19 protein-coding genes are annotated in these 24135 nt (G+C 64.6%); 9 read left to right on the plus strand and 10 right to left on the minus strand.

What is annotated here, in order from left to right; genetic code table 11:
* Positions 1-6: 6 nt before the first annotated feature.
* The 3 genes from AAFG07_RS23945 to AAFG07_RS23955 are packed head-to-tail and all read right to left on the minus strand — an operon-like array spanning position 7 to position 2394.
* The gene (locus AAFG07_RS23945) at positions 7-387 is read right to left on the minus strand and encodes a nuclear transport factor 2 family protein (protein WP_342722329.1); all 381 of its coding nucleotides are present in this window, start codon (positions 385-387) and stop codon (positions 7-9) included.
* Complete coding sequence (locus AAFG07_RS23950; RefSeq protein WP_342722330.1) at positions 384-1340, minus strand: dienelactone hydrolase family protein; 957 nt, start codon at positions 1338-1340, stop codon at positions 384-386. The genes AAFG07_RS23945 and AAFG07_RS23950 overlap by 4 nt, the downstream gene beginning before the upstream one ends.
* 10 nt (positions 1341-1350) lie before the next feature.
* Complete coding sequence (locus tag AAFG07_RS23955) at positions 1351-2394, minus strand: substrate-binding domain-containing protein (protein WP_342722331.1); 1044 nt, start codon at positions 2392-2394, stop codon at positions 1351-1353.
* A 214-nt stretch (positions 2395-2608) separates the two neighbouring features.
* Between AAFG07_RS23955 and AAFG07_RS23960 the strand changes: the two genes are divergently transcribed.
* Entirely contained in the window at positions 2609-3883 is a 1275-nt protein-coding gene (locus tag AAFG07_RS23960; protein ID WP_342722332.1) for an MFS transporter, read from the plus strand.
* 6 nt (positions 3884-3889) lie between these two features.
* Here the strand turns inward: AAFG07_RS23960 and AAFG07_RS23965 are convergent, their stop codons facing one another.
* Both AAFG07_RS23965 and AAFG07_RS23970 read right to left on the minus strand, forming a co-directional pair.
* On the minus strand, positions 3890-4342 hold the full coding sequence (locus tag AAFG07_RS23965; RefSeq protein WP_342722333.1) for a DoxX family protein: 453 nt from the start codon (positions 4340-4342) through the stop codon (positions 3890-3892).
* 199 nt (positions 4343-4541) lie between these two features.
* Positions 4542-6851 (minus strand): NADP-dependent malic enzyme, encoded by a 2310-nt coding sequence (locus AAFG07_RS23970; RefSeq protein ID WP_342722335.1) that lies wholly within the window; start codon positions 6849-6851, stop codon positions 4542-4544.
* A gap of 223 nt (positions 6852-7074) precedes the next feature.
* Between AAFG07_RS23970 and AAFG07_RS23975 the strand changes: the two genes are divergently transcribed.
* Positions 7075-9072 carry a hypothetical protein gene (locus tag AAFG07_RS23975; RefSeq protein WP_342722336.1) on the plus strand — a complete coding sequence of 666 codons (1998 nt, stop codon included), beginning with the start codon at positions 7075-7077 and terminating at the stop codon, positions 9070-9072.
* A 40-nt stretch (positions 9073-9112) separates the two neighbouring features.
* On the opposite strand, the gene aspS is transcribed toward AAFG07_RS23975, so the two are convergent.
* The gene (gene aspS / locus AAFG07_RS23980) at positions 9113-10888 is read right to left on the minus strand and encodes an aspartate--tRNA ligase (RefSeq protein ID WP_342722337.1); all 1776 of its coding nucleotides are present in this window, start codon (positions 10886-10888) and stop codon (positions 9113-9115) included.
* Positions 10889-11095: 207 nt separating this feature from the next.
* Here aspS and AAFG07_RS23985 point away from each other — a divergent pair, with 207 nt between their 5' ends.
* On the plus strand, positions 11096-12568 hold the full coding sequence (locus AAFG07_RS23985) for a YdiU family protein (protein ID WP_342722338.1): 1473 nt from the start codon (positions 11096-11098) through the stop codon (positions 12566-12568).
* Between the two features lie 96 nt (positions 12569-12664).
* On the opposite strand, the gene AAFG07_RS23990 is transcribed toward AAFG07_RS23985, so the two are convergent.
* Positions 12665-13654, minus strand: a complete 990-nt coding sequence (locus AAFG07_RS23990; protein ID WP_342722339.1) for a zinc-dependent alcohol dehydrogenase family protein — start codon at positions 13652-13654, stop codon at positions 12665-12667.
* A gap of 119 nt (positions 13655-13773) precedes the next feature.
* On the opposite strand from AAFG07_RS23990, the gene AAFG07_RS23995 reads away from it, so the two are divergent.
* From AAFG07_RS23995 to AAFG07_RS24005, 3 genes are all read left to right on the plus strand, one after another.
* Positions 13774-14673 (plus strand): LysR family transcriptional regulator, encoded by a 900-nt coding sequence (locus tag AAFG07_RS23995; RefSeq protein WP_342729227.1) that lies wholly within the window; start codon positions 13774-13776, stop codon positions 14671-14673.
* Positions 14674-15352: 679 nt separating this feature from the next.
* A complete protein-coding gene (chrA, locus tag AAFG07_RS24000) occupies positions 15353-16570 on the plus strand; it encodes a chromate efflux transporter (protein ID WP_342722340.1) in 1218 nt (405 codons plus the stop codon).
* A 112-nt stretch (positions 16571-16682) separates the two neighbouring features.
* Positions 16683-17795 (plus strand): acyltransferase, encoded by a 1113-nt coding sequence (locus AAFG07_RS24005; RefSeq protein ID WP_342722341.1) that lies wholly within the window; start codon positions 16683-16685, stop codon positions 17793-17795.
* 57 nt (positions 17796-17852) lie between these two features.
* Here AAFG07_RS24005 and AAFG07_RS24010 read toward each other — a convergent pair whose 3' ends face one another.
* A complete protein-coding gene (locus AAFG07_RS24010; protein ID WP_342722342.1) occupies positions 17853-19037 on the minus strand; it encodes an OpgC domain-containing protein in 1185 nt (394 codons plus the stop codon).
* An 807-nt stretch (positions 19038-19844) separates the two neighbouring features.
* Between AAFG07_RS24010 and rnd the strand changes: the two genes are divergently transcribed.
* Both rnd and AAFG07_RS24020 read left to right on the plus strand, forming a co-directional pair.
* On the plus strand, positions 19845-20993 hold the full coding sequence (rnd, locus tag AAFG07_RS24015; RefSeq protein ID WP_212317696.1) for a ribonuclease D: 1149 nt from the start codon (positions 19845-19847) through the stop codon (positions 20991-20993).
* A gap of 351 nt (positions 20994-21344) precedes the next feature.
* Positions 21345-21548, plus strand: coding sequence for a cold-shock protein (locus AAFG07_RS24020; protein ID WP_021079877.1), 204 nt, complete (start codon positions 21345-21347; stop codon positions 21546-21548).
* An 89-nt stretch (positions 21549-21637) separates the two neighbouring features.
* On the opposite strand, the gene purN is transcribed toward AAFG07_RS24020, so the two are convergent.
* Together purN and purM are read right to left on the minus strand one after the other, a co-directional pair.
* Positions 21638-22288 (minus strand): phosphoribosylglycinamide formyltransferase, encoded by a 651-nt coding sequence (gene purN / locus AAFG07_RS24025; protein WP_342722344.1) that lies wholly within the window; start codon positions 22286-22288, stop codon positions 21638-21640.
* Positions 22285-23358: a phosphoribosylformylglycinamidine cyclo-ligase gene (purM, locus tag AAFG07_RS24030; protein ID WP_229169778.1), complete on the minus strand. Its 1074-nt coding sequence runs from the start codon at positions 23356-23358 to the stop codon at positions 22285-22287. Before purM ends, purN begins: the two co-directional genes overlap by 4 nt.
* Positions 23359-23518: 160 nt before the next feature.
* Between purM and AAFG07_RS24035 the strand changes: the two genes are divergently transcribed.
* Positions 23519-24061, plus strand: a complete 543-nt coding sequence (locus AAFG07_RS24035; protein WP_028332358.1) for a CDP-alcohol phosphatidyltransferase family protein — start codon at positions 23519-23521, stop codon at positions 24059-24061.
* Positions 24062-24135: the final 74 nt, after the last annotated feature.

Genomic DNA, 24135 nt, shown 5'->3' on the forward strand with positions numbered 1-24135 from the left:
ATAGCATCAGCTGCGCTGCTTGCGGAACGAGTTCTTCACGGCAATCCTGTCGCCCTTGAACTGGAAAATATCGCAACCTGCGACTTCGACCGACCTGCCATCAACGCCGGTGCCGGTGAAAATCCACTCCGAACAACCACGGTCGCCGGAGATGAAATGCCTGGCATCGTTCCAGCGTGCATCCGGAAACAGCTGCCATGCCCGCATGAATCCGCACCGCACCTCGTCCCTGCCGCGAAACACCGTGCCCGATACGTCGGGCCCCGCATTGGCCTCGAACACGCAATCGTCGGTCATGAACGACATCAAATCGTCGATCGCATGACGATTCCAGGCGTCGGCGAACGCTTCGAGCGTCGCGATGGTCACCTTGCGATCGGACGTCATGCCGCAGCCTTGACCGCATCCGCGAGGTGAAGCCGGTCGTGGAGGAATTCCGCAATCATCGTCTCGACGTCGCATGCGCTTCCGTCGACGCGGAGCACCATCGCGTTACGCTGATAGAAGTGATCGGCACCGGCCACCTGCACGAACTGATTGGCGACTCCAACGCGGTCGAAATGCGCGCGCATCTCACCGATGCCGTCGCGGATGACCGGAAGGTCGCGCTCGCCATGAAACACCAGGGCAGCCGGCGCGATCGCACCGTCAGTCAGATGGTAATCCATCGTCGGCCCGGCGATGCGGCCGGACAACGCGACGACCGCGGCAACCGGCGCCCGTTCCGCAAATGCCGCGTTGAGCGCGGTCGCTGCGCCCGCCGAGAAGCCGCCGCACGCGATCCGCGTGACATCGACGCCATAGGCCTGCGAGCGGTTGCGCACGAAGTTGATCGCCTTGGTCATATCGTCGGTCGCGGCTTCCAGCGTGTCGGCCATCATTTGCGGCGTGCATGGCGGCAGGCCGAGGATGTTGCGGACGAAGTCGATACGGTCGGTATTTTGCGGCTGGCCCGGCAACAGGAACGGCGTGACGCCGGGGTCGGGCGCCTCCTGCATCAGCCGGTAGTCGATCGAGAAGCAGACATAGCCGCGGCGCGCGAATTCGCGGCAATACTCCGCCATCGCCGTGCTCGGGTTCTCGCCCTCGAACACCTCCACGCCCTTGGCGCCGCGATGGAATGCGCCGCCGAAAGCGAGGATGAGCGCTGGTCGCGGCGCCTTACCGTCACCGACCGGACGGTAGACGTCGAGCTTGAGGTCGCGGTAGCGCGCGGGTCCCTGCCCCGCGACGTAGCCGATCCCGCCGACGCCATAGGTGATGTCGGGCGTGAACGCGACGTCGTGGACCTTGTCGAGGTAGAGTGCGTCGGCCGGTGGCCTGGACGAAATGGCGATCACAAAATTCTCCTCACGTTCGAGCCGGCCGGGCCGGACCGGTGCTGCTACGAACGATCAGTTCGGTAGCCAGTTCGATGTGCTCCACGCCGTCGGCTCCGGCGAGCTTCGCCAGCAGGCTGTTGGCGGCCATCCGCCCCATCTCGGCGGCGGGTGTCCTGACCGTCGTGATTGCCGGCGTCATGGCTGCCGCGATATCGAGGTCGCCATAGCCGACCACGGACACGTCGCGCGGCACCGACAGGCCGCGCGACGTGCATTCCATCATCGCGCCGGCGGCGAGCAGGTCGTTGGCACAAATCACAGCGGTGGCCTCGGGAAAGCGCGCCTGCGCGGTCCGGAACGCATTGCGGCCGTCCTGCAGTCCGCTACCCCCGGCGAAGATCACGCGGTCGCGTGGAAACGCGGCGCCGCGAGCAGCGAATGCGTCCTCGATGCCGGCCAGGCGATCGCGTTCGCGGTCGCTGACATTCAGGAACGCCATGATGGTAACGACGTCGCGATGGCCGAGGTCGAGCAGATGGTTGACGACCGGCTGGATCGCCTTGCGATGGTCGAACCCGACCGACGCGACGGTGGTGTCATAGGACCAGGTGACGATGAACGGTTTGCCGAGGTCATTGAGCAGCGGCAGCAACGCCGGATCGTGCTGCATGCCGACCAGCACAACTCCATCGACGCCTTGCCGGATCATCGATCGAACCGCCGCGAGTTCGGCCTTTTCGTCGAAATCGGACGTCGCCAGCAGCAGCGTGTAGCCGTGCCTTGCGATCTCGGACTGCAAGCCCTCGACGGTGCTCGCGAAGTAAGCGTGGCGAAGCGCGGGCACCACGGCGCCGATCACCATGCTGCGGTTGCGGCGCAACGACCGCGCAAGGCCATCGGGAATGTAGTTGAGCTCTGCGGCTGCGGCGTTGACCCGTTTCAGCGTCGCTTCGTTGAGCAGGTTCGGCGTGTTGAACGCCCGCGACACGGTCGCCGGCGACACCCGGGCGAGATCGGCGACCTCTGCCAGCCTTGAAACGCCGCTCGGGGGTTTGCTTCGGATCGCGACCATGGATTCTGATATCTATTTCATCAGGGATACGAGTAAGCCGGCGGATCGGCAAAGTCAATGGACCCATAATCTCTGCATAATATATTGAACTTGCATGAATTATATTGATTTACTTGCCCCCGCCCATTTATCAAGCAGCATAACCCCTTGACGCAATACGCGTCAAATGCCCTGATGATGAAATTGATTTCAGTATTCATGACAGGGACGAACGATGCGCAACACACCCTACTTTCCTGGTTGGAATGTCGTCGCCGGCTCGGGCGTCGGCATCGCTTTTGGCTCGCTGCCGTTCTTCGCCGCAGGCTTTGCGCTACTCGCCGGCGCGATGGCCAAGGATTTCGGCTGGAGTCAGCCCGAAGTCGCCAAGGCCGCGTCGATCTTCTTGCTGCTGCAAATGGTCGCCTACCCGTTTTGCGGCTGGCTCCTCGACCGTTGGGGCTCACGCACATTTGCGGTCACCAGCATCGCGCTATTTGCCGCATCGGTGCTGGTGCTGAGCCGGATCGACGGCTCGCTCTTGCAGTTCTACCTTGCCTTCGCCCTGATCGGCATCGTCAGCGCCGGCACCAACGTCGTCTCCTATGCCCGCGCCGTCGCGCTGTGGTTCAATCGCAAGCGTGGGCTGGCGCTCGGCATCGCGGCGAGCGGACAGGCACTCGGGTCGTTCGTGATCCCGATCCTCGCACACCGGCTGATCTCGACGCACGGCTGGTCGTTTGCGCTGGTTGCGATGGCTGCGTTCGAACTCGTGATTTGCCTTCCGCTGGTCGCGCTGCTGGTCAAGGACAGCCCAAAGCCATTCGGCCTGCTGCCCGATGGCGCGAGCAGCGCTCAGGCGCCCGGTGCAAGCGCACCGGCCGATGACGGCAAGACGGTCGGCGAGATCGTCCGAACCGGCGTGTTCTGGAAACTTGCGATCTGCTTTGCCGTCATGGGCATGTCGTTCTACGCGATCGCGCCCAACATCGTTTACATTCTGACCAAGAAGGCCGGGATGAGCCTTGCCGATGTCGCGGAGGTCCAAGCGGCCTCGGGCATCGCCGTTCTGTTCGGACGAATCGGCTTTGGCTATCTGCTCGACCGGGTGCACGCGCCGTTCGTCGGCATCGTTGCGCTGGCGCTCACCAGCATCTGCGCCATGACCTATGCCACGACGTCGATACCGGCGCTGATCATCGTCGCGGCTGTCCTCAGCGGCCTTGCGATCGGCGGCGACACCGATCTGATGCCGTATCTCGCCAGCCGCTATTTCGGCACGGCTGCGGTGTCGCGGATCTTCGGCTGGTTCCTGTTCGCCTTCTTCCTCGGCGCCGCGATCGGGCCCGTCGCCTTCGCCCAGTCGAGCGCGACCTTCGGAGGCTCCGACATTCCGCTGATGCTGCTGGCGGCGCTACAGATCATCCCTGCCCTACTATTCATCTCGATCGGCCGCTACCGGACCGGCCCAGCCGAGGCCTCCGGCCTCACCGCGGCGGCATCGTCGTAAGCCGTTCTACACGTCCCCATAAGCCGGGTCGTCGCGGCGCGGGCCGCGGCCGTAGCCGGCGATGATGAACAGCGCGCCGATCAGCGACAGGTTCTTCAGCGCGTCGATCAGTGTCTTGGCGTTGTCGGGCGCCGGCTGATTCCAGAAATCGTGGAAATAGAAGGTCGTGAAGCACACGAAGATGATCAGCAGGATCGCGAAGAACCTTGCCAGCACGTTCACCGCGATCATCAGCCCCGCGATGATCTCGAAGCCACCGATCGTGATCGCCAGCAGCTGCATGAACGGCATGCCGACGAAGGTTTCGACCTGCTGCGTATAGGGCGCGACGATTGCCGGGATCGTCACCTTGGCCGTGAGCAGATCCGCCGTCGCCTGGATGCCGAACAGCTTGCTCGCCCCCGAATAGAGGAACAGCACGGCGAACAGAATGCGCCCGAAGGTGATGAACGCTGGCATGGGTTGGCCTCACTGGATGGCAGAAATCGGACGAAGCAGGCGGAGCGAGTATGGCCGCCCCGCCTGCTTCGATCAAATCGAATCCGTCTCGAGCATGATCCGGCCCCGAAGGGCCGCGCTGGCGCAAAGTGCCTAGCGGTTTTCCCCCGCGACAAACGCCATGCGTTTGCGCGGAGATCATGCTGAAAACAACTCTTGCTCAGCCGAACAGCGTCGGCTGCGCGCGGCCGGCGCGCTCCTGGGCCTCGACCGCGGCAACAGCGGTCATGTTGAGGATTCCGCGCGCCGTCACGCCGGGGGTGAGGATATGCGCCGGACGCGCCGGACCGATCAGGATCGGCCCCACCGGCAACGCGTTGGCCAGCGACTTGATCATCTGGTAGGCGATGTTGGCGGCATCGAGGTTCGGCATGATCAGGATGTTGGCCTCGCCTTCCAGCCGCGACTGCGGCAGGACGAGCTTGCGCGCAACCGCCGACAGCGCGGTGTCGCCCTGCATTTCGCCGTCGGCCTCGATCTCCGGATGCTTTTCCTTCAAGAGCTGGGTGGCCCGCCGCATCTTGCGCGAGGAGTCCGTATCATAGCTGCCGAAGTCGGAATGTGACACGAAGGCGACCTTCGGCTTGAAGGCGAAGCGCTGGACGTGGATCGCCGCGAGCGATGCGACTTCCGCCAGTTCCTCCGCGCTCGGATTCGGCCGCACCTGGGTGTCGGCGAGAAAATGGGCGCCGGTGGAGGTGATCATCAGCGCCAGCGCGGCATAGTCGCTGACCCCCGGCAGGAAGCCGATGATCTCGCGGACATGGCGCAGATGGCTCATGTAGCGGCCCTCGACGCCGCACAGCATCGCGTCGGCCTCGCCGCGCGACACTGCCAGCGCCGCGATCACCGTATTGTTGGTGCGGACCACCGTTCGCGCGGCCTCCGGCGTCACGCCGCGACGCCCCGCGACGTCGATGTAGGACTGCACGTAGGAACGGTAGCGCGGATCGTCCTCGGGATTGACCAGGTCGAAATCGCGGCCGGCCTTGATCGACAGGCCGAAGCGCTTGATCCTGGTTTCGACCACGGACGGACGGCCGACCAGGATCGGCCGCGCCAGCTTCTCCTCGAGCACCACCTGGGTCGCGCGCAGCACGCGCTCGTCCTCGCCCTCGGCATAGATCACGCGCACCGGCTGGGTCTTCGCCTTGGCAAACACCGGCTTCATGGTGAGGCCGGAGCGGAACGCGAAGCGTTCGAGGTTCGCGGCATATTCGTCGAAATTGGTGATCGGCCGGGTCGCGACGCCGGACTCGATTGCGGCCTTGGCGACGGCCGGTGCGATGCGCAGGATCAGGCGCGGATCGAACGGGCTCGGGATCAGCGAGCCCGGGCCGAACCCCTGCGTCTCGCCGGTGTCGAAACCATGGGCCACCGCATCCGACGGCGGATCGCGTGCGAGCTGCGCAATCGCTTCCACCGCCGCATGCTTCATCGTCTCGTTGATCGCGGTGGCGCCGACGTCGAGCGCGCCGCGGAAGATGAAGGGGAAGCACAGCACATTGTTGACCTGGTTCGGATAGTCCGACCGGCCGGTGCAGATCATCGCGTCGGGCCGCGCCGCGCGCGCCTCTTCCGGCATGATCTCCGGCACCGGATTGGCAAGCGCCATCACCAGCGGCCCATCCCCCATCTGCTTGACCATCTCCGGCTTCAGCACGCCCGGCGCCGACAGTCCGATGAAGATGTCCGCGCCCGGGATGACATCGGCCAGCACGCGCGCGTCGGTCTTCTGGACATAGACCGCCTTCCAACGGTCCATCGTGGTGTTGCGGCCCTCATAGACGACGCCGTCGATGTCGCAGACCCAGATGTTCTTGCGCTGCGCGCCCATCGACACGAGCAGGTTGAGCGTGGCGATCGCCGCCGCGCCTGCGCCCGAGCAGACGATCTTGACGTCAGGCAGCTTCTTGCCATTCAGCAGCAGCGCGTTGACGATCGCGGCCGCTACGATGATGGCGGTGCCATGCTGGTCGTCGTGGAACACTGGGATTTTCATGCGCTCCTTGAGCTGCGCCTCGATCTCGAAGCACTCCGGCCCGCGGATGTCTTCCAGATTGATGCCGCCGAAGGTCGGCTCCAGCGCCGCGACGGTCTCCACCACGCGCTCGATCGTATTGGCGTTGATCTCGATGTCGAACACGTCGATGCCGGCGAATTTCTTGAACAGCACCGCCTTGCCTTCCATGACGGGCTTGGAGGCCAACGGGCCGATATTGCCGAGCCCGAGCACCGCCGTCCCGTTCGAGACCACCGCCACCAGATTGGCGCGGGCGGTCAGCGTCGCCGCCTCGGCCGGGTTCTTGGCGATCTCCGTGCAGGCGGCGGCCACGCCCGGCGAATAGGCCAGCGCCAGGTCGCGCTGGTTGGCAAGCGGCTTGATCGCCTGGATCTCGAGCTTGCCCGGCCGCGGCAGCCGGTGATAGGCGAGCGCGGCGTTATGGAGTTCTTCAGACGATGACGACATGCGTGCTTCCCGCGTTTCCGGCCCAAATTTCTTGTTTCTGTGCTAATCCAGGCAAAAGTCAGTTGTCCGGCAAATCGAGCCGGATGTGAAGCATGTCCCGCCGCTTGGATGCAACATCGGATACTATCCCCGTCAACAGGCCCGGGCGGGCCCGTTCGTCGATGCTGCACCTTCCGACCGCCGGTTGGCAATTTTTTTCCCTTGATGATCCGGAGTTGACCGAATGAAGAAAATTCTGCTCGGCCTGGTCGCCGTCGCAATCCTCGCGGCGGGCGGCTACTTCGGTTTCGACTTCTATGCCCAGCGCCGGGTCACGCGCGACGTCGAAGCCGCCTTCGAGCAGGTCCGTGCCGCCGGCGCCAAGGCGAGCCACGGCAAGATCGCGTTCGACACCAAGAGCCGCACCCTGACGATTTCGGACATCGCCACCGAGTCGGGCACGCAGCCCCCGGTCAACGTCAGGATTGCCAGCCTCACCATGACAGGCCTCGGTCAAACCGACGCGGGCCGGATCTCCGCTGACAATATCGCATTCAATGATGTCGAGATCGGCGCGACGGGGCCGACGCCGACCATCGCCACCCTGACCTACAAGGCGCCGCGGATCACGGTGAAGGACTATTCCGGTCCGGCCGGCCTGCCCCAGCTTCCGGCCTCGTCGTCGATCTTCGAACTGTACCGGTTCGCATTCACCCAGCTCGCGAGCATCAACGCATCGTCGGTGACCGCGCCCACCTTGACCGGAACGATGACCTTCAGCGCCGCCGCACATGTCGGCGACGGCGCCGGTGGCGAATTCGCCTATTCGGGCCTTGCCATCGAAAACATGAAGAACGGCAAGATCGGCACCAACAAGATCGACAAGGTTGCGTTCACCATCAACTCGCAGGCGGCGGGCAAGGCGATCAAGACGACCGGCGATCTTGCGAATATGGTCGCGACCGATATCGACGTCGGCGCGATGGCGGCGATATTCGATCCGGCCAAAGCCAACGACGACCACGAGTACCGGGTTCAGGGGCACGTTTCCGCCGGCCCCTACGTGATCACCACCACGACCACGCCTCCCCTCAACATGCGGATCGATGGCATGACCATCGACGACGTCAGGATCAACCCGTCGCGGATGCAACTGCCGGCATTGATGGCGATGATCCCGCCACCAGGCAGTCCGCCGCCGTCTCCGGCCCAGGCGCGCGAACTGCTGGAAAAAATCGCCGGCCTCTATTCGGGTGCCGGCATCGGAAATGCAGAGTTGCACGGGTTCTCGGTCGAGACGCCGAAAGGCCCGCTCAAGCTTGCTTCGATGCGCTTCAACTTCGAGCACGGCAAGATCGGCGAGCTTGCGGTCGAGGGACTTGATGGCAATGCCGAGAACGGCCCGTTCAAGGTCGGACGTTTCGCGCTGAAGTCGCTCGATGTCGTCAATTTCATGCGGCTGTCGGTACAGTTCACGGCGCAGAAGCCGTCGCCAGAGCAGGCGCTGGCGCTGTTGCCTATGATCGAGGGTGTCGAGATCAAGGGTGTCACGTCGCCCTACAAGGCCACCGGCAAGCCGGTCAACATCGACGTCCTCAGCCTCGATTGGGGCCAGTTCGTCGGAACGATCCCGAGCAAACTGCGGCTGGTCGCGAAGATGGCGGCGCCGCTGGATGCGGCCGATCCGCGCCAACAGGCGCTCGTCGCCGCCGGGATCGACCGGATGGCCGTCGACGCCGATCTCGGCGCGGTCTGGACCGAGGCGTCACGCTCGTTCGCGCTCGAGCCGGTCAAGCTCGACATGGCGGGCCTGTTGAACGCGTCGGCGAAGGTCACGCTCGCCAACGTGCCGCGCGAGGCATTCTCGACCAGCGCCGCGGAATCCCTGGGCGCGGCCGCGCAGATCGAGGCCGGCACGATTGAACTTGCCGTCCACGACCTCGGCGTCATCGATCTCGCCATCGCCCAGTACGCGCGCACCCAGAATGTCAGCCGCGACGAGGCGCGCAACGCTGTCCTCAGCACCATCAAGGCGCAGGGCGAAGCGGTCAGCGGCGGCAGTGCCGATGTCACGGCGCTCGTCACCGCCATCAGCCAGTTCATCGAAACGCCGGGACAGACGCTGGTCATCAAGCTGACCCCGCGCGCAAAAGCGCCGGCGCTTCAGTTGATGCAGCTGCTCAAGACCGATCCACAGTCGGCGCTGGCGCAATTCCGGATCGAGGCCTCGACGGGGCTGTGACGCGCTCGCTCCATCCGGGCTACGCACCTCTCCTCCCAATCTACCCCTTCGCCGGCAGGTTGGTCCGGATGTGCAGCTCCTTGAGTTGCTTCGGCGAGGCCTCCGACGGCGCGCCCATCAGCAAATCCATGGCCTGCTGATTCATCGGGAACAGCGAGATCTCGCGCAGATTGTTGGTGCCGCACAGCAGCATCACGATACGGTCGAGGCCGGCTGCCATGCCGCCATGCGGCGGTGCGCCGTACTGGAACGCACGGTACATGCCGCCGAAGCGGTCGATGACCTCCTGCTCGCCATAGCCCGCGATCTCGAACGCCTTCACCATGGCTTCCGGCTTGTGGTTGCGGATGCCGCCGGAGGCGATCTCGTAGCCGTTGCAGGCGATGTCGTACTGGAACGCCTTGATCGTCAGCGGATCCTGCGACTTCAGCGCATCGAGACCGCCCTGCGGCATCGAGAACGGATTGTGCGAGAAGTCGACCTTCTTGTTCTCCTCGTCATACTCGTACATCGGGAAGTCGACGATCCAGGCGAGCTCGAAGCGGTCCTTGTCGATCAGGTTCAACTCCTCGCCGAGTTTTGTTCGGGCAAGGCCGGCGAACTTCCAGAACTTCTCCGGATCGCCGGCGACGAAGAACGCGGCATCGCCCTCCTTGAGGCCGAGCTGGTCGCGGATCGCAGCGGTCCGTTCGGGGCCGATGTTGTTCGCAAGCGGACCGGCGCCCTCGCCGCCCTCGCGCCACATGATGTAGCCGAGGCCCGGCTGTCCCTCGCCCTGCGCCCACGAGTTCATGCGGTCGCAGAAGGCGCGCGAGCCACCACCGGTGCCGGGGATCGCCCAGACCTGGTTCTTCGGGTCTTCCAGCATCCGCGCGAACACCTTGAAGCCGGAGCCGCGGAAATGCTCGGAGACCTCCTGCATCTCGATCTTGTTGCGCAGATCGGGCTTGTCGGAGCCGTATTTGCGCACCGCTTCCGCGAACGGAATCCGCGGCCAGTTCTTCGTGACCGGCTTGCCCTTGGCAAAGTCCTCGAACACGCCGGTGATGACGGGCTCCATCGCCGCGAACACGTCGTCCTGCGTCACAAAGCTCATCTCGACGTCGAGCTGGTAGAACTCGCCCGGCAGACGGTCGGCGCGCGGGTCCTCGTCGCGGAAGCACGGCGCGATCTGGAAGTAGCGGTCGAAGCCCGACATCATCAAGAGCTGCTTGTACTGCTGCGGCGCCTGCGGCAGCGCGTAGAACTTGCCGGGATGGATGCGCGAGGGCACCAGGAAGTCGCGCGCGCCTTCCGGTGACGACGCCGTCAGGATCGGGGTCTGGAATTCGAAGAAGCCCTGCTCCTTCATCCGCTTGCGCATGGAATCGACCACCGCGCCGCGGGTCATGATGTTCTGGTGCAGCTTCTCGCGACGCAGGTCGAGGAAGCGGTACTTCAGCCTGATGTCCTCAGGATATTCCTGCTCGCCGAACACCGGCAGCGGCAGCTCGGCCGCCGGGCCAAGCACCTCGATCTCCTTGATGTAGATTTCGATCAGGCCGGTCGGCAGTTCGGGATTGTCGGTGCCGGCGGGACGGCGGCGCACCTTGCCGTCGATCCGGACCACCCACTCCGAGCGGAACTTCTCGACCTCGGCGAACGCCGGCGAGTCCGGATCGGCCACGCACTGGGTGATGCCGTAATGGTCGCGCAGATCGACGAACAGCACGCCGCCATGGTCTCGGACACGGTGGACCCAGCCTGACAGCCGGGCCATCTGGTCGATATCGCTCTCTCGGAGCGCGCCGCATGTGTGTGACCGGTAGCGATGCATATTCGTTCCAAAACTGATGTCGGAGGGTCGAATCGCAACAGGGCCAAAATGCCCTGTCCGAAGTTGCGGAGGGTTTACCCGACGAGGCCGGGTGCGGCAACCAAGGGAACGGCCGGTTTTGCCCCGAAACCGCACATTTTACGCCGATCCGTCGCCAAGTGGACGCCGATCGTTTGCCTATTCGGCCCGCAGGCCTATCTTCCCGATATGACCATCCATTTCCCCTTCCAGAACACCTATTCGGCGCTGCCGGCGAACTTTTTCGCCCGCGTCGCGCCGACCCCGGTGGCTTCCCCCCGGCTGATCAAGCTGAACCGGCCGCTCGCGGTCCAGCTCGGGCTGGATCCGGACCTGCTCTCGACGCCGGAGGGCGCCGAAATCCTCGCCGGCAAGCGGCTGCCTGACGGGGCGGACCCGATCGCGATGGCCTATGCCGGTCACCAGTTCGGGCACTTTGTGCCCCAGCTCGGCGACGGCCGCGCCATCTTGCTGGGTGAGGTCATCGACAGGGACGGCGTCCGCCGCGACATCCAGCTCAAGGGCAGCGGCCCTACCCCGTTCTCCCGCCGCGGCGACGGCCGCGCCGCGCTCGGACCCGTACTGCGCGAATACATCGTCAGCGAGGCGATGTTCGCGCTGGGCATCCCGACCACGCGCTCGCTGGCCGCTGTCGTCACCGGCGAGGCCGTGATGCGCGAGACCGCACTGCCGGGAGCGGTGCTGACCCGCGTCGCCGCGAGCCACATCCGCGTCGGCACCTTCCAGTTCTTCGCCGCCCGCGGCGACACCGACGGCGTGCGTGCGCTGGCCGACCATGTCATCGCGAGGCACTATCCCGAGCTGAAGGATGCCGCCCAGCCCTATCACGCGCTGCTCGCCGGCGTCGTGGCGCGGCAGGCCGCGCTGGTCGCGCGCTGGCTGCTGGTCGGCTTCATCCACGGCGTGATGAACACCGACAACTCTTCGATCTCGGGCGAGACCATCGACTACGGCCCCTGCGCCTTCCTCGACGCCTACAACCCGGCGCAGGTGTTCTCCTCGATCGACGAGATGGGCCGCTACGCCTATGCCAATCAGCCGCGCATCGCGCTGTGGAATCTGACCCGGCTCGCCGAATGCCTGCTGCCGCTGTTCGACAGCGAGCAGGAGAAGGCAATCGAGCAGGCGCAGACCATTCTCGGCGAATTCCCCGAAAAGTTCACCGCGGCCTATCAGGCCGGGCTGCGCGCCAAGGTCGGCCTGTTCACCGCGCGCGACGGTGACGAGGCCTTGATCCAGGATCTGCTCGACGCGATGGCGAAGAACGCGGCCGACTTCACGCTGACCTTCCGCCATCTCGGCGAAGCAGCGAGCGGCGACGCCGCCGACGTCCGCGCGCAATTCACCGATCCGGCAGCGTTCGACGAATGGGCCGACCGTTGGCGCGCCCGCCTCGCACTCGAACAGCAGACGCCGGCCGAGCGCAAGGCCGCGATGGGGGCCGTCAATCCGGCCTTCATCCCGCGAAACCACCGCATCGAGGCGGTGATTGCGGCCGCCGTCAACAGCGACGACTACGCGCCATTCGAGGAGCTGCTGACGGTGCTGGCCAAGCCGTACGAAGACCAGCCGCAATTCGCGGCCTACGCCGATCCTCCGCTGCCCGAGCAGATGGTGACGCAGACGTTCTGCGGGACGTGAGCCCAGATTGTGGGATGGGTAGAGCGCAGCGAAACCCATCAATCTCGCCGGCGGAACCGATGATGGGTTTCGCTTCGCTCTACCCATCCTACGCATTCACACCGTCACGACGATCTTCCCGAACTGCACGTTCGATTCCAGATACCGGTGCGCCTCCACGATCTCCTCGAAGGCAAATGTCCTGGCGATGATCGGCCTCAATGCGCCGTCTGCCAGCCCGTCCAGGATGAACGCCTTCGCCGCTTCGAGCCGCGCCGGATCCTGGACAACCTCGTGCACGCGGTAGCCGCGCAGGATCAGGCTCTTGCTCAGCACCGTGAACAGCGGAAACGGCGTCGGCTCCGCGCTGAGCCCGCCATACTCGATCAGGATGCCGCCATGCGCCATCGCTGATGTCAGCGGCATGAAGACGGGGCCGCCGACCGGATCGAACACCACGCGAATGCCGTTCGGCCCTGCGATCTGCTCCAGCCTCGATTGCAGGTCTTCCTCTGCCGACGCGATCACATGCGCAGCGCCGGACTCGCGCAGGGCCTGCTCCTTGGCTGACGTCCGCGTCACCGCGATCGGGATCGCACCGATACGATTGGCGATCTGGATCGCGGCGAGCCCGACGCTGCTCGATGCTGCCGTGATGACGGCGAACTCCGCACGGGCAAGCTTCGCAATATCGATCAAGGCACCGTACGCCGTGACGTATTGCATCCACACCGCGGCGGCCTCCTGAAAACCCAGCGCCGGCGGATGCTTGACGACGAACGCGGCCGGGAACGTTGCGAGCTCGCCATAGGTCGGCCAGCGCGCCATCGAGATCGGCGGCAAGATGCTGACGGCATCTCCAAGCGCGAAGCCGCCGACACCCGCGCCGATCGCTTCGACAAGGCCGGCAGCCTCGAGGCCGAGGCCGGACGGCAGCGCCGGCGTCTCGATATAGGTCCCCGTGCGCATCAGGGCCTCGGCGCGGTTCAGTCCGAGCGCCTTGATCCGGATCCGGATCTCGCCGCGCGCCGGCGGCGCGATCGCCACATCCTCGATCCGCAGCACCTCGGGACCACCATGTTGATGAAAACGAACCACACGAGCCATCGGCAACACTCCAAAGCGATTGAATTGCAAAACAGTTCAATTGAATGAGCTATGCCAAGGCCAGTTCCGCGGATAAATCATCCCGCAGACTGAACAGTCAAAACTGAGGGTTTCGAATGATGGACCGCCTGACCAGCATGGCCGTGTTTCTCAGGGCGGTCGATCTCGGCTCCTTTGCGGCCGCCGCCGAGGCGCTCGAGATGTCCGGCCCGATGGTCGGCAAGCATGTTCGCTTCCTCGAAGAACGGCTCGGCGTCCGCCTGATCCACCGCACCACGCGGCGTCAGAGCCTGACCGAGTTCGGACAAGCCTATTACGAGCGCTGCCGCGCGGTGCTCGCGGAAGCGGACGCTGCCGATGCGCTCGCGGCGGATCAACTGTCCGAACCACGCGGACGGCTCAAGGTGACGATGCCGGCGCTGCTCGGTCGGCACTGCGTCGCGCCGCTGCTGCTCAGACTGGCGCAGAAATATCCAGCCCTGGAGCTCGATCTCTCGTTCGGCGATCCGGTCGCCGATCTGATGGACGGCGGCTACGACCTTGCGATCAGGACCGGCGATCTCGACGAGCAATCCGGCGTGATCGCACGACGCCTCGCGCGCCAGCGCATGGTGGTGTGCGGCTCGCGCGCGTATCTGAAGGCGCACGGCAGGCCGCGCACGCTCGACGAGCTCGGCCAGCACCAGGCGATCGTCTATCGCCGCCTCGGCCGCGCGCGCCCGTGGCTGTTCCCGCGCGACGGCCAGCCGCCGCGCGAGGTGTGGCCGGCCGGCCGGCTCAGGCTCGACGATCTCGAGGCCATCGCCGACGCCGCGGCGCGCGGCATGGGGCTGGCGTGGCTGCCCTCCTGGCTGGTGCGCGAACGCCTCGAGCGCGGCGCACTGATCCGCGTTCTCGGCAACGAGGGTGAGCTTCCCTACGATTGCCACGCGCTGTGGCTGCCGACGCCGCGACTGCCGCTGAAGGTCCGGCTTGCGGTCGACGCACTCGCAGCGGCGCTGCCGAAGCTCGTGGCCTAATGCCGCGCCACTGCACAATGGCACCGTAGGATGGGTAGAGCGCAGCGAAACCCATCGATCTCACACGCGGACGGAATGATGGGTTTCGCTTCGCTCTACCCATCCTACAGGGTCCGCCCGTCGTGAGCGTTAACTCACCCTCCACCATGCCGGGAGGCTCGCGGCGGTAACCATAAGGCTTAACAGCGCGTCAACGCTCCCCCAACAAGTCTAACTGTTTCTAATGGGGGAGAATGGCCCGTGGACGCATTTGCATTCGAATTCATGGGACTGGCGATGATTGCGCTGTGTCTCGTCGTGCTGGCGATGCCTGCGGCACGGCGGCCGTCGAAGAACATGCGCTACGAGTGACGCGCCCGATGCGGCGCGCGGATCGGTGTGTGGTCAACAGGCGCCCTGCTCGGACTGTCGTCGTCAACGAAGGGGATCGTTCATGTTGGACCACGTCTCCATCACCGTATCCAACATACGCGCTGCCGAGCCCTTCTATGACGTGCCTCGTCGTCGGCGCGATCTCCTTCGTCGTGCTGGCGCCGCTCTATCTCGTCTGGTTCCGGCTGCTCGGCTGGATCGGCTGACGGTCGTCGCCGGAAGTATCGCGCCTGGGCGTCATCGAATAACGTTATGCTTGCCCTGATGAGTCCTGACGTGGGACGCAAGCCCAAGGAATTGACGACGCTTGAACGACACCGACGTCCAGCACGCCAACACATCCGCCGCGAGGCCAGCGCGCGCGCCGCTCGAAGTGCTGCTCATTTTCCTCAAGCTCGGCGTGACGTGCTTCGGTGGTCCGATCGCGCATATCGGTTATTTCCGCGACGAGTTCGTCACCCGCAGGCGCTGGCTTGACGAGCAGGCCTATGCGGATCTGGCGGCGCTTTGCCAATTCCTGCCGGGGCCTGCGAGCAGCCAGGTCGGCTTTTCGCTTGGCCTGATGCGCGCTGGCTATCTGGGCGCGCTGGCGGCCTGGACCGGCTTCACGCTGCCCTCGGCGATTGCGCTGGTGCTGTTTGCCTTCGGCGCCAGCGGACTGAGCGGCCCGGCCGGCGCAGGCCTGGTGCATGGCCTCAAGCTGGTCGCGGTGGCGATCGTAGCGCAGGCGGTCTGGGGCATGGCGCGCTCGCTTTGTCCGGACCGCGCGCGCGCATCGATTGCGACAGTCGCGGCACTCGTCATCCTCGCGAGCTCCTCGTCGATCGCGCAGATCGGCGCCATCGTGCTCGGCGCCATCGCCGGGCTGTGGTTTTGCCGCGCGCAAGCAGGCGACGGCGTCACGCACATTGCGATGCCGGTGTCGCGCCGCGTTGGCCTCTGCGCACTGATCCTGTTCCTTGCCCTGCTGGTCGGGTTGCCGCTGCTCGCCCGCGCATGGCCCGGCCTCGGCCTGTTCGAAGCCTTCTACCGCTCCGGCGCGCTGGTGTTCGGCGGCGGCCATGTCGTACTGCCGCTGCTGCGGGAAGCGGTGGTGACGCCGGGCTGGATCGGCGACGACGCGTTCCTGACCGGCTACGGCGCAGCACAAGCCGTGCCGGGCCCGCTGTTCACCTTCGCCGCCTATCTCGGCGCCGTGATCGGCGGCGTGCCGGGCGCGGTCACAGGCCTCGTCGGCATCTTCCTGCCGGGACTTCTCATCCTGCTCGCGGCGCTGCCGTTCTGGGATGGCTTCCGCAAACGGCCGGCGGCGCAAGCGATGATGCGCGGCGTCAACGCCGCCGTGGTCGGCATCCTCGGTGCGGCGCTCTACGACCCGGTCTGGACCAGCAGCGTGCACCGTCCGCTCGATTTCGGCATCGCGCTATCAGGCTTCGTCCTGCTCACGGCATGGAGCGCGCCGCCGCTCGTGGTGGTCGTCCTCAGCGCGGCGGCCGGTATCGCCACCGGCCTCCTGCAATCGTGAACAGCCGCCCAGGCGCTCGGCCGGCCGGATTAAGAACGCCTTCATGCCTCGCCGCCATGATCGGGGGCGTATGCTGAGCGTAGCCAACCAACCGGATCCGACCCGGGTTCCCATGCTGGACCTGCTGCGGCTGGCCGCGGTCGGGGCCGTGATCCTGTACCATTACGGCTTCTGGGGCACCGCATCGCACGGCGTTCAGAAGGTGGCGTTGCCGTATCTCGCCCCGGTCGCGCAGTACGGCTTCCTCGGCGTCCCCGTGTTCTTCGCGATCTCTGGCTTCGTCATTGCCTATTCGGCCGAAGGCCGCACGCCGGTCGGTTTCGCGATCGCGCGCTTCAGCCGCATCTATCCGACCTTCGTCATCTGCATGACGCTGACCTTCCTCACCACGCTGCTGCTGGGCCACACCTGGTTCCACGTGACGTGGGGACAATGGCTGGCAAACCTGTTCATCGCGGCGCCGATGCTCGGTCAGCCCTATATGGACGACGCCTATTGGTCGCTGGTGATCGAGGTCGTGTTCTACATCTGGGTCGCGCTGTTGCTGGCCTGGGGCATTTTCCCGCGGAGGATCGACACGATCATCCTGGCGTGGATCGCCATCACCTTCGCCAACGAGCTGACGCTGGACGTTCCGCTGTTCGAGAAGCTGTTCATGGCCGACGACAGCGGCTTCTTCGCCGTCGGGCTCCTGATCTATGAACATTACCGCGGACGGCGCGACACCAGGCTCTATAGCCTGCTGACGCTGGCGATGGGCACCGCGACGTTCCAGGCCGTGCACAAGCTGGAACGGCTCGGCGTCCACACCCATGGCAGCTTCGATCCGCGCGTCGTCACCGTTATCTGCATCGTCTCGCTCGGCATCGTGTTCGCCGCCACCCGCATCAAGTCGGTGCCGCTGCCGGACAGCCTGGTCAGGGCCGTCGGCGGCATCACCTATCCGCTCTATCTGCTGCACCTGCAGCTCGGCTACGTGCTCCTGCTCCTGATGACGCCAACGCCGGGCGCACTTTCGACCGCGCTCGTGGTGACGGGCATAGTGGTGCTGGCATGGTTCGTCTGGCGCTTCCTGGAAAGCCCGGCGCATTATCTCGTCAGGGACAGGCTCACGATGCTGGCCTCAAGCCACGGATGGCCGTCGCGCATTCGCGCGCACGAAGCGCAGATCAATCCGGGCCACATCGCCGCACCGGTCGAGGTCGGGCGGATTGCCAATCACTGATTTTCCGACATGGCAAGCCCCCACAGGCGCGGGAACGCCTCGTCCAAGAACACCAATCTAGTTCGGTCGCCCAATCTTCCGTCGAAGCTCTGCATTTGTCACATCGACGAACAAATTCGGGATGTCGTCGGCGCGGTGCAACAGCCACGCCGCGGCGATCATGATCGCGATTCCGGCCGCGCTCACCACGAGCTGTGCGATGACCGCGCCGCTGTATTGGGTCAAGACCCAATGGGCGGAGAACGAAAGCAAGACCCCGAGGCAAAAGATCGGAAGCGAATGCTCGCCGCACAAGGTCAGCGGACGCAATGATCGGGATTTCAGCGGCGGCCAGTCCCGCGGAATCAGGCCATGGACAACGACCGCGAGCGCGAGGAAGTGGGTCAAGCGCAACATATCCAGATCCGTTTTATCGATCGGGTAGATGAGCTTCATCATCCATCCCGGTATGAACATCTCCAGCGCATGGAAATGCCACGTCATCACGATCAGGAACGCAAAGATCAGCCAGGCAATCGCTACCGCTGCGACGATCCGCGACTGGATGAGTCCAGCGATCTGAGACAATGCGCCCACCCCACACCACTGGCCGAAGACAAACAGCAATTGCCAGCAAAATGGATTGAAGTACCACGTTGTGCCCGGTGGATAGGAGGCGATGTTCCAATCGAACCATCGCGCCAGCACGTAGAGAACGATCGAAGCCAGCAAGGTGAGATTGGGACGACGCACCAAGGCCCAGATGACCAGCGGGGACGCGACCAGCAAGACAATGAACAGCGGCAGCACGTCGAGATCCACGGGCTTGTATCGCAGCGTGAGTGCCTGCCCAATCAGGATATCCGGATGCTGCAGAAAATTGAAAACGTTGAATTCGTTTTCATACATCGGATTGTCGAGCCGTCGGGAGGTTCTCGCGACCTGGGCCGTGAAGATCAGGAACAGCATGATATGCGCCACGTAGATATGCGCGGCCCGCGTCCACAGCCGCTTCGCTGCGGACAGCAAGAAACCCGAAGCGATGATCGGGCCGTATATGAAACCGGCAAGGTAACCCGAGATGAAAACGAAGAACTCCGCAGCGTCGCTGAAGCCGTAGTTGCGCAGCGTAATCCAGCCGATGGCTCCATCATTGGGGATGTGATCCAGAAATATCATCCACAACCCGAGCCCTCTGAACAGGTCGAGCCGAACATCGCGTTCGATCGTTTCCTCGATCTGGTGCGCGTGGTGGAGCTCCATCGGGACGACCCTCACTCGGCTGCTTCTGAGATCGCGATAGCTGCACCCATCGGAGTCTTGATTCGCGTCGGGCTCGAATGCGTTAGCCGACGGCAAATCCGGGTCGACAGGCGAAGATCATAGACATCCTTATACTCCCGCGTGACATCACCGTCCAAGTGCCGCACCCGCATGCTTGACGTTTGCCGGGTGAGCCGCATCGTGCGGTCCTGACGCCCTAGCGGCAGGTGTCTTTTCACAAAGCGCTGACGCGTCTTGTGAAGGCGGTGACAAGCAAGCCCCGTCTCGCCGGGGAGAGCACGAAGCAAGCCGTATCCCATCGCGCAGGGAAAGCCGGAGTCTCCGGTTACACCTGTGGTCCTACCCCCGAGCTTATCTCCATTGCTCGGGGCCCATGGGTGCGATCGGCACCCGGCTTTCCCTGCGCCCTCTGCTCAAGAGAGGGCGAAACGAACAGCAAAGCTCGGGCGATTCATGTCGCGAGAACGCGAAGCTGCATCGCCACTACAACGGTCATCGCCCGGCTTGACCGGGCGATCCAGTACGCTGCGGCATCTCGGCTCAAGCACAACCGCCTCTGGAATGCTGGATCGCCCGGTCAAGCCGGGCGAAGACACCGAAGATGGGGTTGGCCAGGACGACGGCCGGATTCGCGGCCCGACCCGGCCGAAAACACCCCCGAATCGCGCCGGATCAATTCAAAAATGCCCTGTCCCTCACCCCGCGCAGGGCCAAAATCCCTGCAAGACCCTTGACATAGCTGCCCTTTCGGCAGAACGCGTGGGGTCAAGCCGTCATGGACTGTTCATGGATCTGATTAGCACGACCCCCGACCTCGCCGCCGCCTGCGACCGGCTCGCCAAACACAAGGTCATCACCGTCGACACCGAGTTCCTGCGGGAGACGACCTACTATCCCCTGCTCTGCGTCGTGCAGATGGCCAGCGCGGATGAAGCCGTCGTGGTCGACGCGCTGGCGCCCGGCATCGACCTCAAGCCGTTCTTCGATCTGATGTCGAACGAGGCCGTGCTGAAGGTGTTTCATGCCGCGCGGCAGGACATCGAAATCGTCTGGCACCTCTCCGGCACGATCCCGCATCCGATCTTCGATACCCAGGTCGCCGCCATGGTGCTCGGCTATGGCGACAGCATCGCCTATGACCAGCTGGTCGATCGTGTCACCGGCCACCGCCCCGACAAGACCCACCGCTTCACCGACTGGTCGCGCCGCCCGCTGAGCGAGGAGCAACTGCATTACGCCGTCTCCGACGTCACCCATCTGCGCGAGGTGTTCGCGGCGCTCGACGCCGACTTGAGGAAGCGCGACCGCAGCGACTGGGTCAGCGAGGAGATGGAGATCCTGACCTCGCCGAAGACCTACGACTTCCATCCCGAGCGCGCCTGGGAGCGGCTCAAGACCCGCGTGCGCAAGCCGCGCGAGCTCGCGGTGCTGATCGAGGTTGCCGCCTGGCGCGAGCAGGAGGCGCAGAGCCGCGACGTGCCGCGCTCGCGCGTGCTCAAGGACGATGCGGTCGGCGACATCGCCACCCATGCGCCGACCTCGCTGGAGAAGCTCGGCAATCTGCGTTCGCTGCCGAAGGGTTTCGAGCGCTCGAAATGGGGTGCCGACATCATCGCCGCGGTGCAGCGCGGGCTGGCCCGCGACCAGGCCACGCTCCCCAAGCTGGAAAAACCGAGAAACAATTCCAACGGTGCGGCGACCGTCGAACTGTTGAAGGTGCTGCTGCGCATGACCTCGGAGCGCCACGGCGTCGCCAGCAAGGTGATCGCCACCGTCGACGACCTCGAGCAGATCGCGGCCAGCGATGAGGCCGAAGTCGGCGCCCTGCACGGCTGGCGGCGCGAATTGTTCGGCGAGGCGGCGCTCAAGCTCAAGCACGGCCAGCTCGCGCTTGCGATCGACAAGGGCCGCGTGGTGCGGGTGGATCGGGGCTAACTCACGCCATTCGCTCGGTGCAGGCGAAGTTCCGGCGTCTTCGACCGTCGGCCAGTGGCCGAACGCGCCGCGATGGAGTTCGACCGGCACAGGCTGAGGTTGCGTCACGCGAAACGAGCGCGCTTGCTAAGGCGCAGATTTCGTGTTGCAATCCCTTCACAATCGGATTGCGGCCGTTCGACTGTGCGTTTCACGACGTTGATAGCCAAGGCTTCGAGAGGCGAAACTTCGGACTTGAAGACCTTGGATATAGAGACCCGGGAATTGAACAGACAGCGGAAAGCCCGCTTGTGGCGTGGCACGTGGAGAACGTGGCCGCGTCTTTTTTATGTCTAGACTGGGAGAGAGACGATGCCGAAGGGTACCGTCAAATGGTTCAACCCGACCAAAGGTTACGGGTTCATCAAGCCGGCCGTCGGCGACAAGGACGTGTTCGTCCACATCTCGGCGGTCGAACGCGCAGGTCTCAGCACATTGAACGAGAACCAGACCGTCGAGTACGAGCTGGTGGAGAACCGCGGCAAGGCGTCGGCAGAGAACCTCAAGGTTCACTGATCGCCGCGGCTAGCGGAATTCATCTTGACGGCTCCCCCGGCCGCATCACCCGGGGGATTGTTCTCGGTGATCTCTCGTGCAATCGCGCGCTAAGGCGCTGGCGCGATCAGCGTGCTGTCGGTTGCGGCGCTGCCTTGCGTCCTGCAGACGTCGCCTTCGAGCTTGAGCCGGCCGCTCGCCAGAAGCCGAAGCGCCTCCGGATAGATGCGATGCTCGATGGTGATCACGCGTGCAGCGAGCGTCTCCGGCGTGTCGTCGTCAGCCACGGTGACCGCACCCTGCATCACGATCGGTCCCGCGTCGGTCTCCGGGATCACGAAATGCACCGTCGCGCCGGACAGCTTGACCCCTGCACGCAAGGCCTGGCCGTGCGGATCGAGGCCCGGAAAGCATGGCAGCAGCGACGGATGGATGTTGAGCATCCGGCCGTACCAGTGCCGGACGAATTCGGCGGTGAACAGCCGCATGAAGCCGCCGAGGCAGATCAGCTCGACTTGGCTGTCGTCGAGCGCCCGTTGCAGCACCGCCTCGAAGCCGGCGCGGTCCTTGCCGAACGGCTTGCTCTCGATGACGACCGTTGGAATGCCGCTCGCGGCCGCCTTCTCGAGCCCGGGAGCATTAGGACGGTTGGAGATCACGGCGACGATCTCGGCCGGAAAATCCGCAGCCTTGGCAGCCTCGATCAGCGCGGCCATGTTGGAGCCGCGGCCGGAAATGAGGATGGCTGTGCGGCGCTTCATCGCGAGAGATCGAGATGACCGTGATAGACCACGCGATGCTCGCCACTGGCCTCGATCACCTCACCCAGCAGCGTCACGGTCTCGCCGCCGGCGGTGAAGGCCTCGGTCACCGCATCGACCGCATCGGCCTTGACGATCGCGATCATGCCGATGCCGCAGTTGAAGGTGCGCAGCAGCTCGAGCTCGGCGATGCCGCCCTGCTCGGCCAGCCATTTGAACACCGGCAGCACCGGCAGCCGTGCCAAATCGATGCCGACGCCGAGATGCTTCGGCAGCACGCGCGGAATGTTGTCGGTGAAGCCGCCGCCGGTGATGTGGGCGAGCCCCTTCACTGCGCCAGTCTCGCGGATCGCGCGCAGGCAGGATTTCACATAGAGCCTGGTCGGGGTCAGCAGCGCCGCACCGAGCGTCATGACCGGTGCGAACGGCGCCGGCGCATCATAGGCCACGCCGGATTGCTCGACGATCTTGCGCACCAACGAATAGCCGTTGGAGTGCACGCCCGAGGACGCCAGGCCGATCACGGCGTCGCCCGCCGCGATATCCCCGGTCGGCAGCAGGGTGCCGCGCTCGGCAGCGCCGACCGCAAAGCCGCCGAGGTCGTAGTCGCCATCCTTGTACAGGCCGGGCATCTCGGCGGTCTCGCCGCCGATCAGCGCGCAGCCGGATTCGCGGCAGCCCTCGGCGATGCCCGCGACGATCTGCGCGGTGGCCTCCGGGTGGAGCTTGCCGCAGGCGAAATAGTCGAGGAAGAACAGCGGTTCCGCGCCCTGCACGACGAGGTCGTTGACCGACATCGCGACCAGGTCGATGCCGATGCCGTTGTGGATGCCAGTCTCGATCGCGATCTTCAGCTTGGTGCCGACGCCATCGGTCGCGGCCACCAGGACCGGATCCTTGAAGCCTGCGGCCTTGAGGTCGAACAGCCCGCCGAATCCGCCGATCTCGGCGTCCGCGCCGGGCCGTGCGGTGGCCCGCACCATCGGCTTGATCAGATCGACCAGACGATTGCCGGCGTCGATATCGACACCCGAATCCGCGTAAGTGAGCCCGTTTTTGCGCTCGGTCATGCCCAATTCCAGATGATAAGGGGCTGGTTACGAGGAATTCCGCCCCCGCGCAATGGCTCGCGGCGATGCTGCCGCGATACTATGTAGATAACACCCGGCCGCCGCGCAAAAGAGCCGGATATCGAGTAAAATCAGGCTTCTAGCCGGGAAGCGATTCAAGTTGAGCATTCCGAATATCATCACCCTCGGCCGCATCATCCTGGTGCCGGTGATCGTCTGGGCCATCGTGTCGAGCCAGATGGAGATCGCGTTTGCGATCTTCGTGATCGCCGGCGTCTCGGACGCGGTCGACGGTTTCCTTGCCAAGCGCTTCAACATGACGAGCGAGCTCGGCGCCCTGCTCGACCCGCTCGCCGACAAGGCGCTGCTGGTGTCGATCTATGTCGCGCTCGGAATCTGGGGCGCGGTGCCGCGCTGGATTGTGATTCTTGTGGTGTCGCGCGACATCATGATCGTCTCCGCCGTGATTGTGTCATGGTTGTTCGACAAGCCCGTCGAGATGAAGCCGCTGATGGTGTCGAAGCTGAACACGGTGGCACAGGTCGCGTTCGCGGCTCTGGTGCTGGCCTCACTCGGCTTCGGCTTTCAGCCGCATCCCTACGACCTGATCCTGATGGGTCTGGTCACGATCTTTACTTTGGGTTCGGTGTCCCTCTATCTCGTGGAGTGGGTGCGGCACATGAGCACGATCGAGGCTCGGTAGCGCACGATCCGAAAAAGTGGTGACCGGTTTTCCCGCGACAAACGCGAAGCGTTTGCGCAGGGATCGTGCTAAAA

Origin of the sequence: Bradyrhizobium sp. B097, assembly GCF_038957035.1 — a bacterium.
In the GTDB taxonomy this organism is placed as follows: domain Bacteria; phylum Pseudomonadota; class Alphaproteobacteria; order Rhizobiales; family Xanthobacteraceae; genus Bradyrhizobium.

Bases quoted from the DNA above. Each gene is read 5' to 3' on its own strand.
- purM (WP_229169778.1), bottom strand. From the start codon at position 23,358: ATGACCGAGCGCAAAAACGGGCTCACTTACGCGGATTCGGGTGTCGAT.
- AAFG07_RS23985 (WP_342722338.1), top strand. From the start codon at position 11,096: ATGACCATCCATTTCCCCTTCCAGAACACCTATTCGGCGCTGCCGGCG.
- AAFG07_RS23970 (WP_342722335.1), bottom strand. From the start codon at position 6,851: ATGTCGTCATCGTCTGAAGAACTCCATAACGCCGCGCTCGCCTATCAC.
- AAFG07_RS23990 (WP_342722339.1), bottom strand. From the start codon at position 13,654: ATGGCTCGTGTGGTTCGTTTTCATCAACATGGTGGTCCCGAGGTGCTG.
- rnd (WP_212317696.1), top strand. From the start codon at position 19,845: ATGGATCTGATTAGCACGACCCCCGACCTCGCCGCCGCCTGCGACCGG.
- aspS (WP_342722337.1), bottom strand. From the start codon at position 10,888: ATGCATCGCTACCGGTCACACACATGCGGCGCGCTCCGAGAGAGCGAT.
- AAFG07_RS23995 (WP_342729227.1), top strand. From the start codon at position 13,774: ATGGACCGCCTGACCAGCATGGCCGTGTTTCTCAGGGCGGTCGATCTC.
- AAFG07_RS23960 (WP_342722332.1), top strand. From the start codon at position 2,609: ATGCGCAACACACCCTACTTTCCTGGTTGGAATGTCGTCGCCGGCTCG.
- AAFG07_RS23975 (WP_342722336.1), top strand. From the start codon at position 7,075: ATGAAGAAAATTCTGCTCGGCCTGGTCGCCGTCGCAATCCTCGCGGCG.
- purN (WP_342722344.1), bottom strand. From the start codon at position 22,288: ATGAAGCGCCGCACAGCCATCCTCATTTCCGGCCGCGGCTCCAACATG.
- AAFG07_RS24010 (WP_342722342.1), bottom strand. From the start codon at position 19,037: ATGGAGCTCCACCACGCGCACCAGATCGAGGAAACGATCGAACGCGAT.
- AAFG07_RS23945 (WP_342722329.1), bottom strand. From the start codon at position 387: ATGACGTCCGATCGCAAGGTGACCATCGCGACGCTCGAAGCGTTCGCC.
- AAFG07_RS23965 (WP_342722333.1), bottom strand. From the start codon at position 4,342: ATGCCAGCGTTCATCACCTTCGGGCGCATTCTGTTCGCCGTGCTGTTC.
- AAFG07_RS24020 (WP_021079877.1), top strand. From the start codon at position 21,345: ATGCCGAAGGGTACCGTCAAATGGTTCAACCCGACCAAAGGTTACGGG.
- AAFG07_RS24005 (WP_342722341.1), top strand. From the start codon at position 16,683: ATGCTGGACCTGCTGCGGCTGGCCGCGGTCGGGGCCGTGATCCTGTAC.
- AAFG07_RS23955 (WP_342722331.1), bottom strand. From the start codon at position 2,394: ATGGTCGCGATCCGAAGCAAACCCCCGAGCGGCGTTTCAAGGCTGGCA.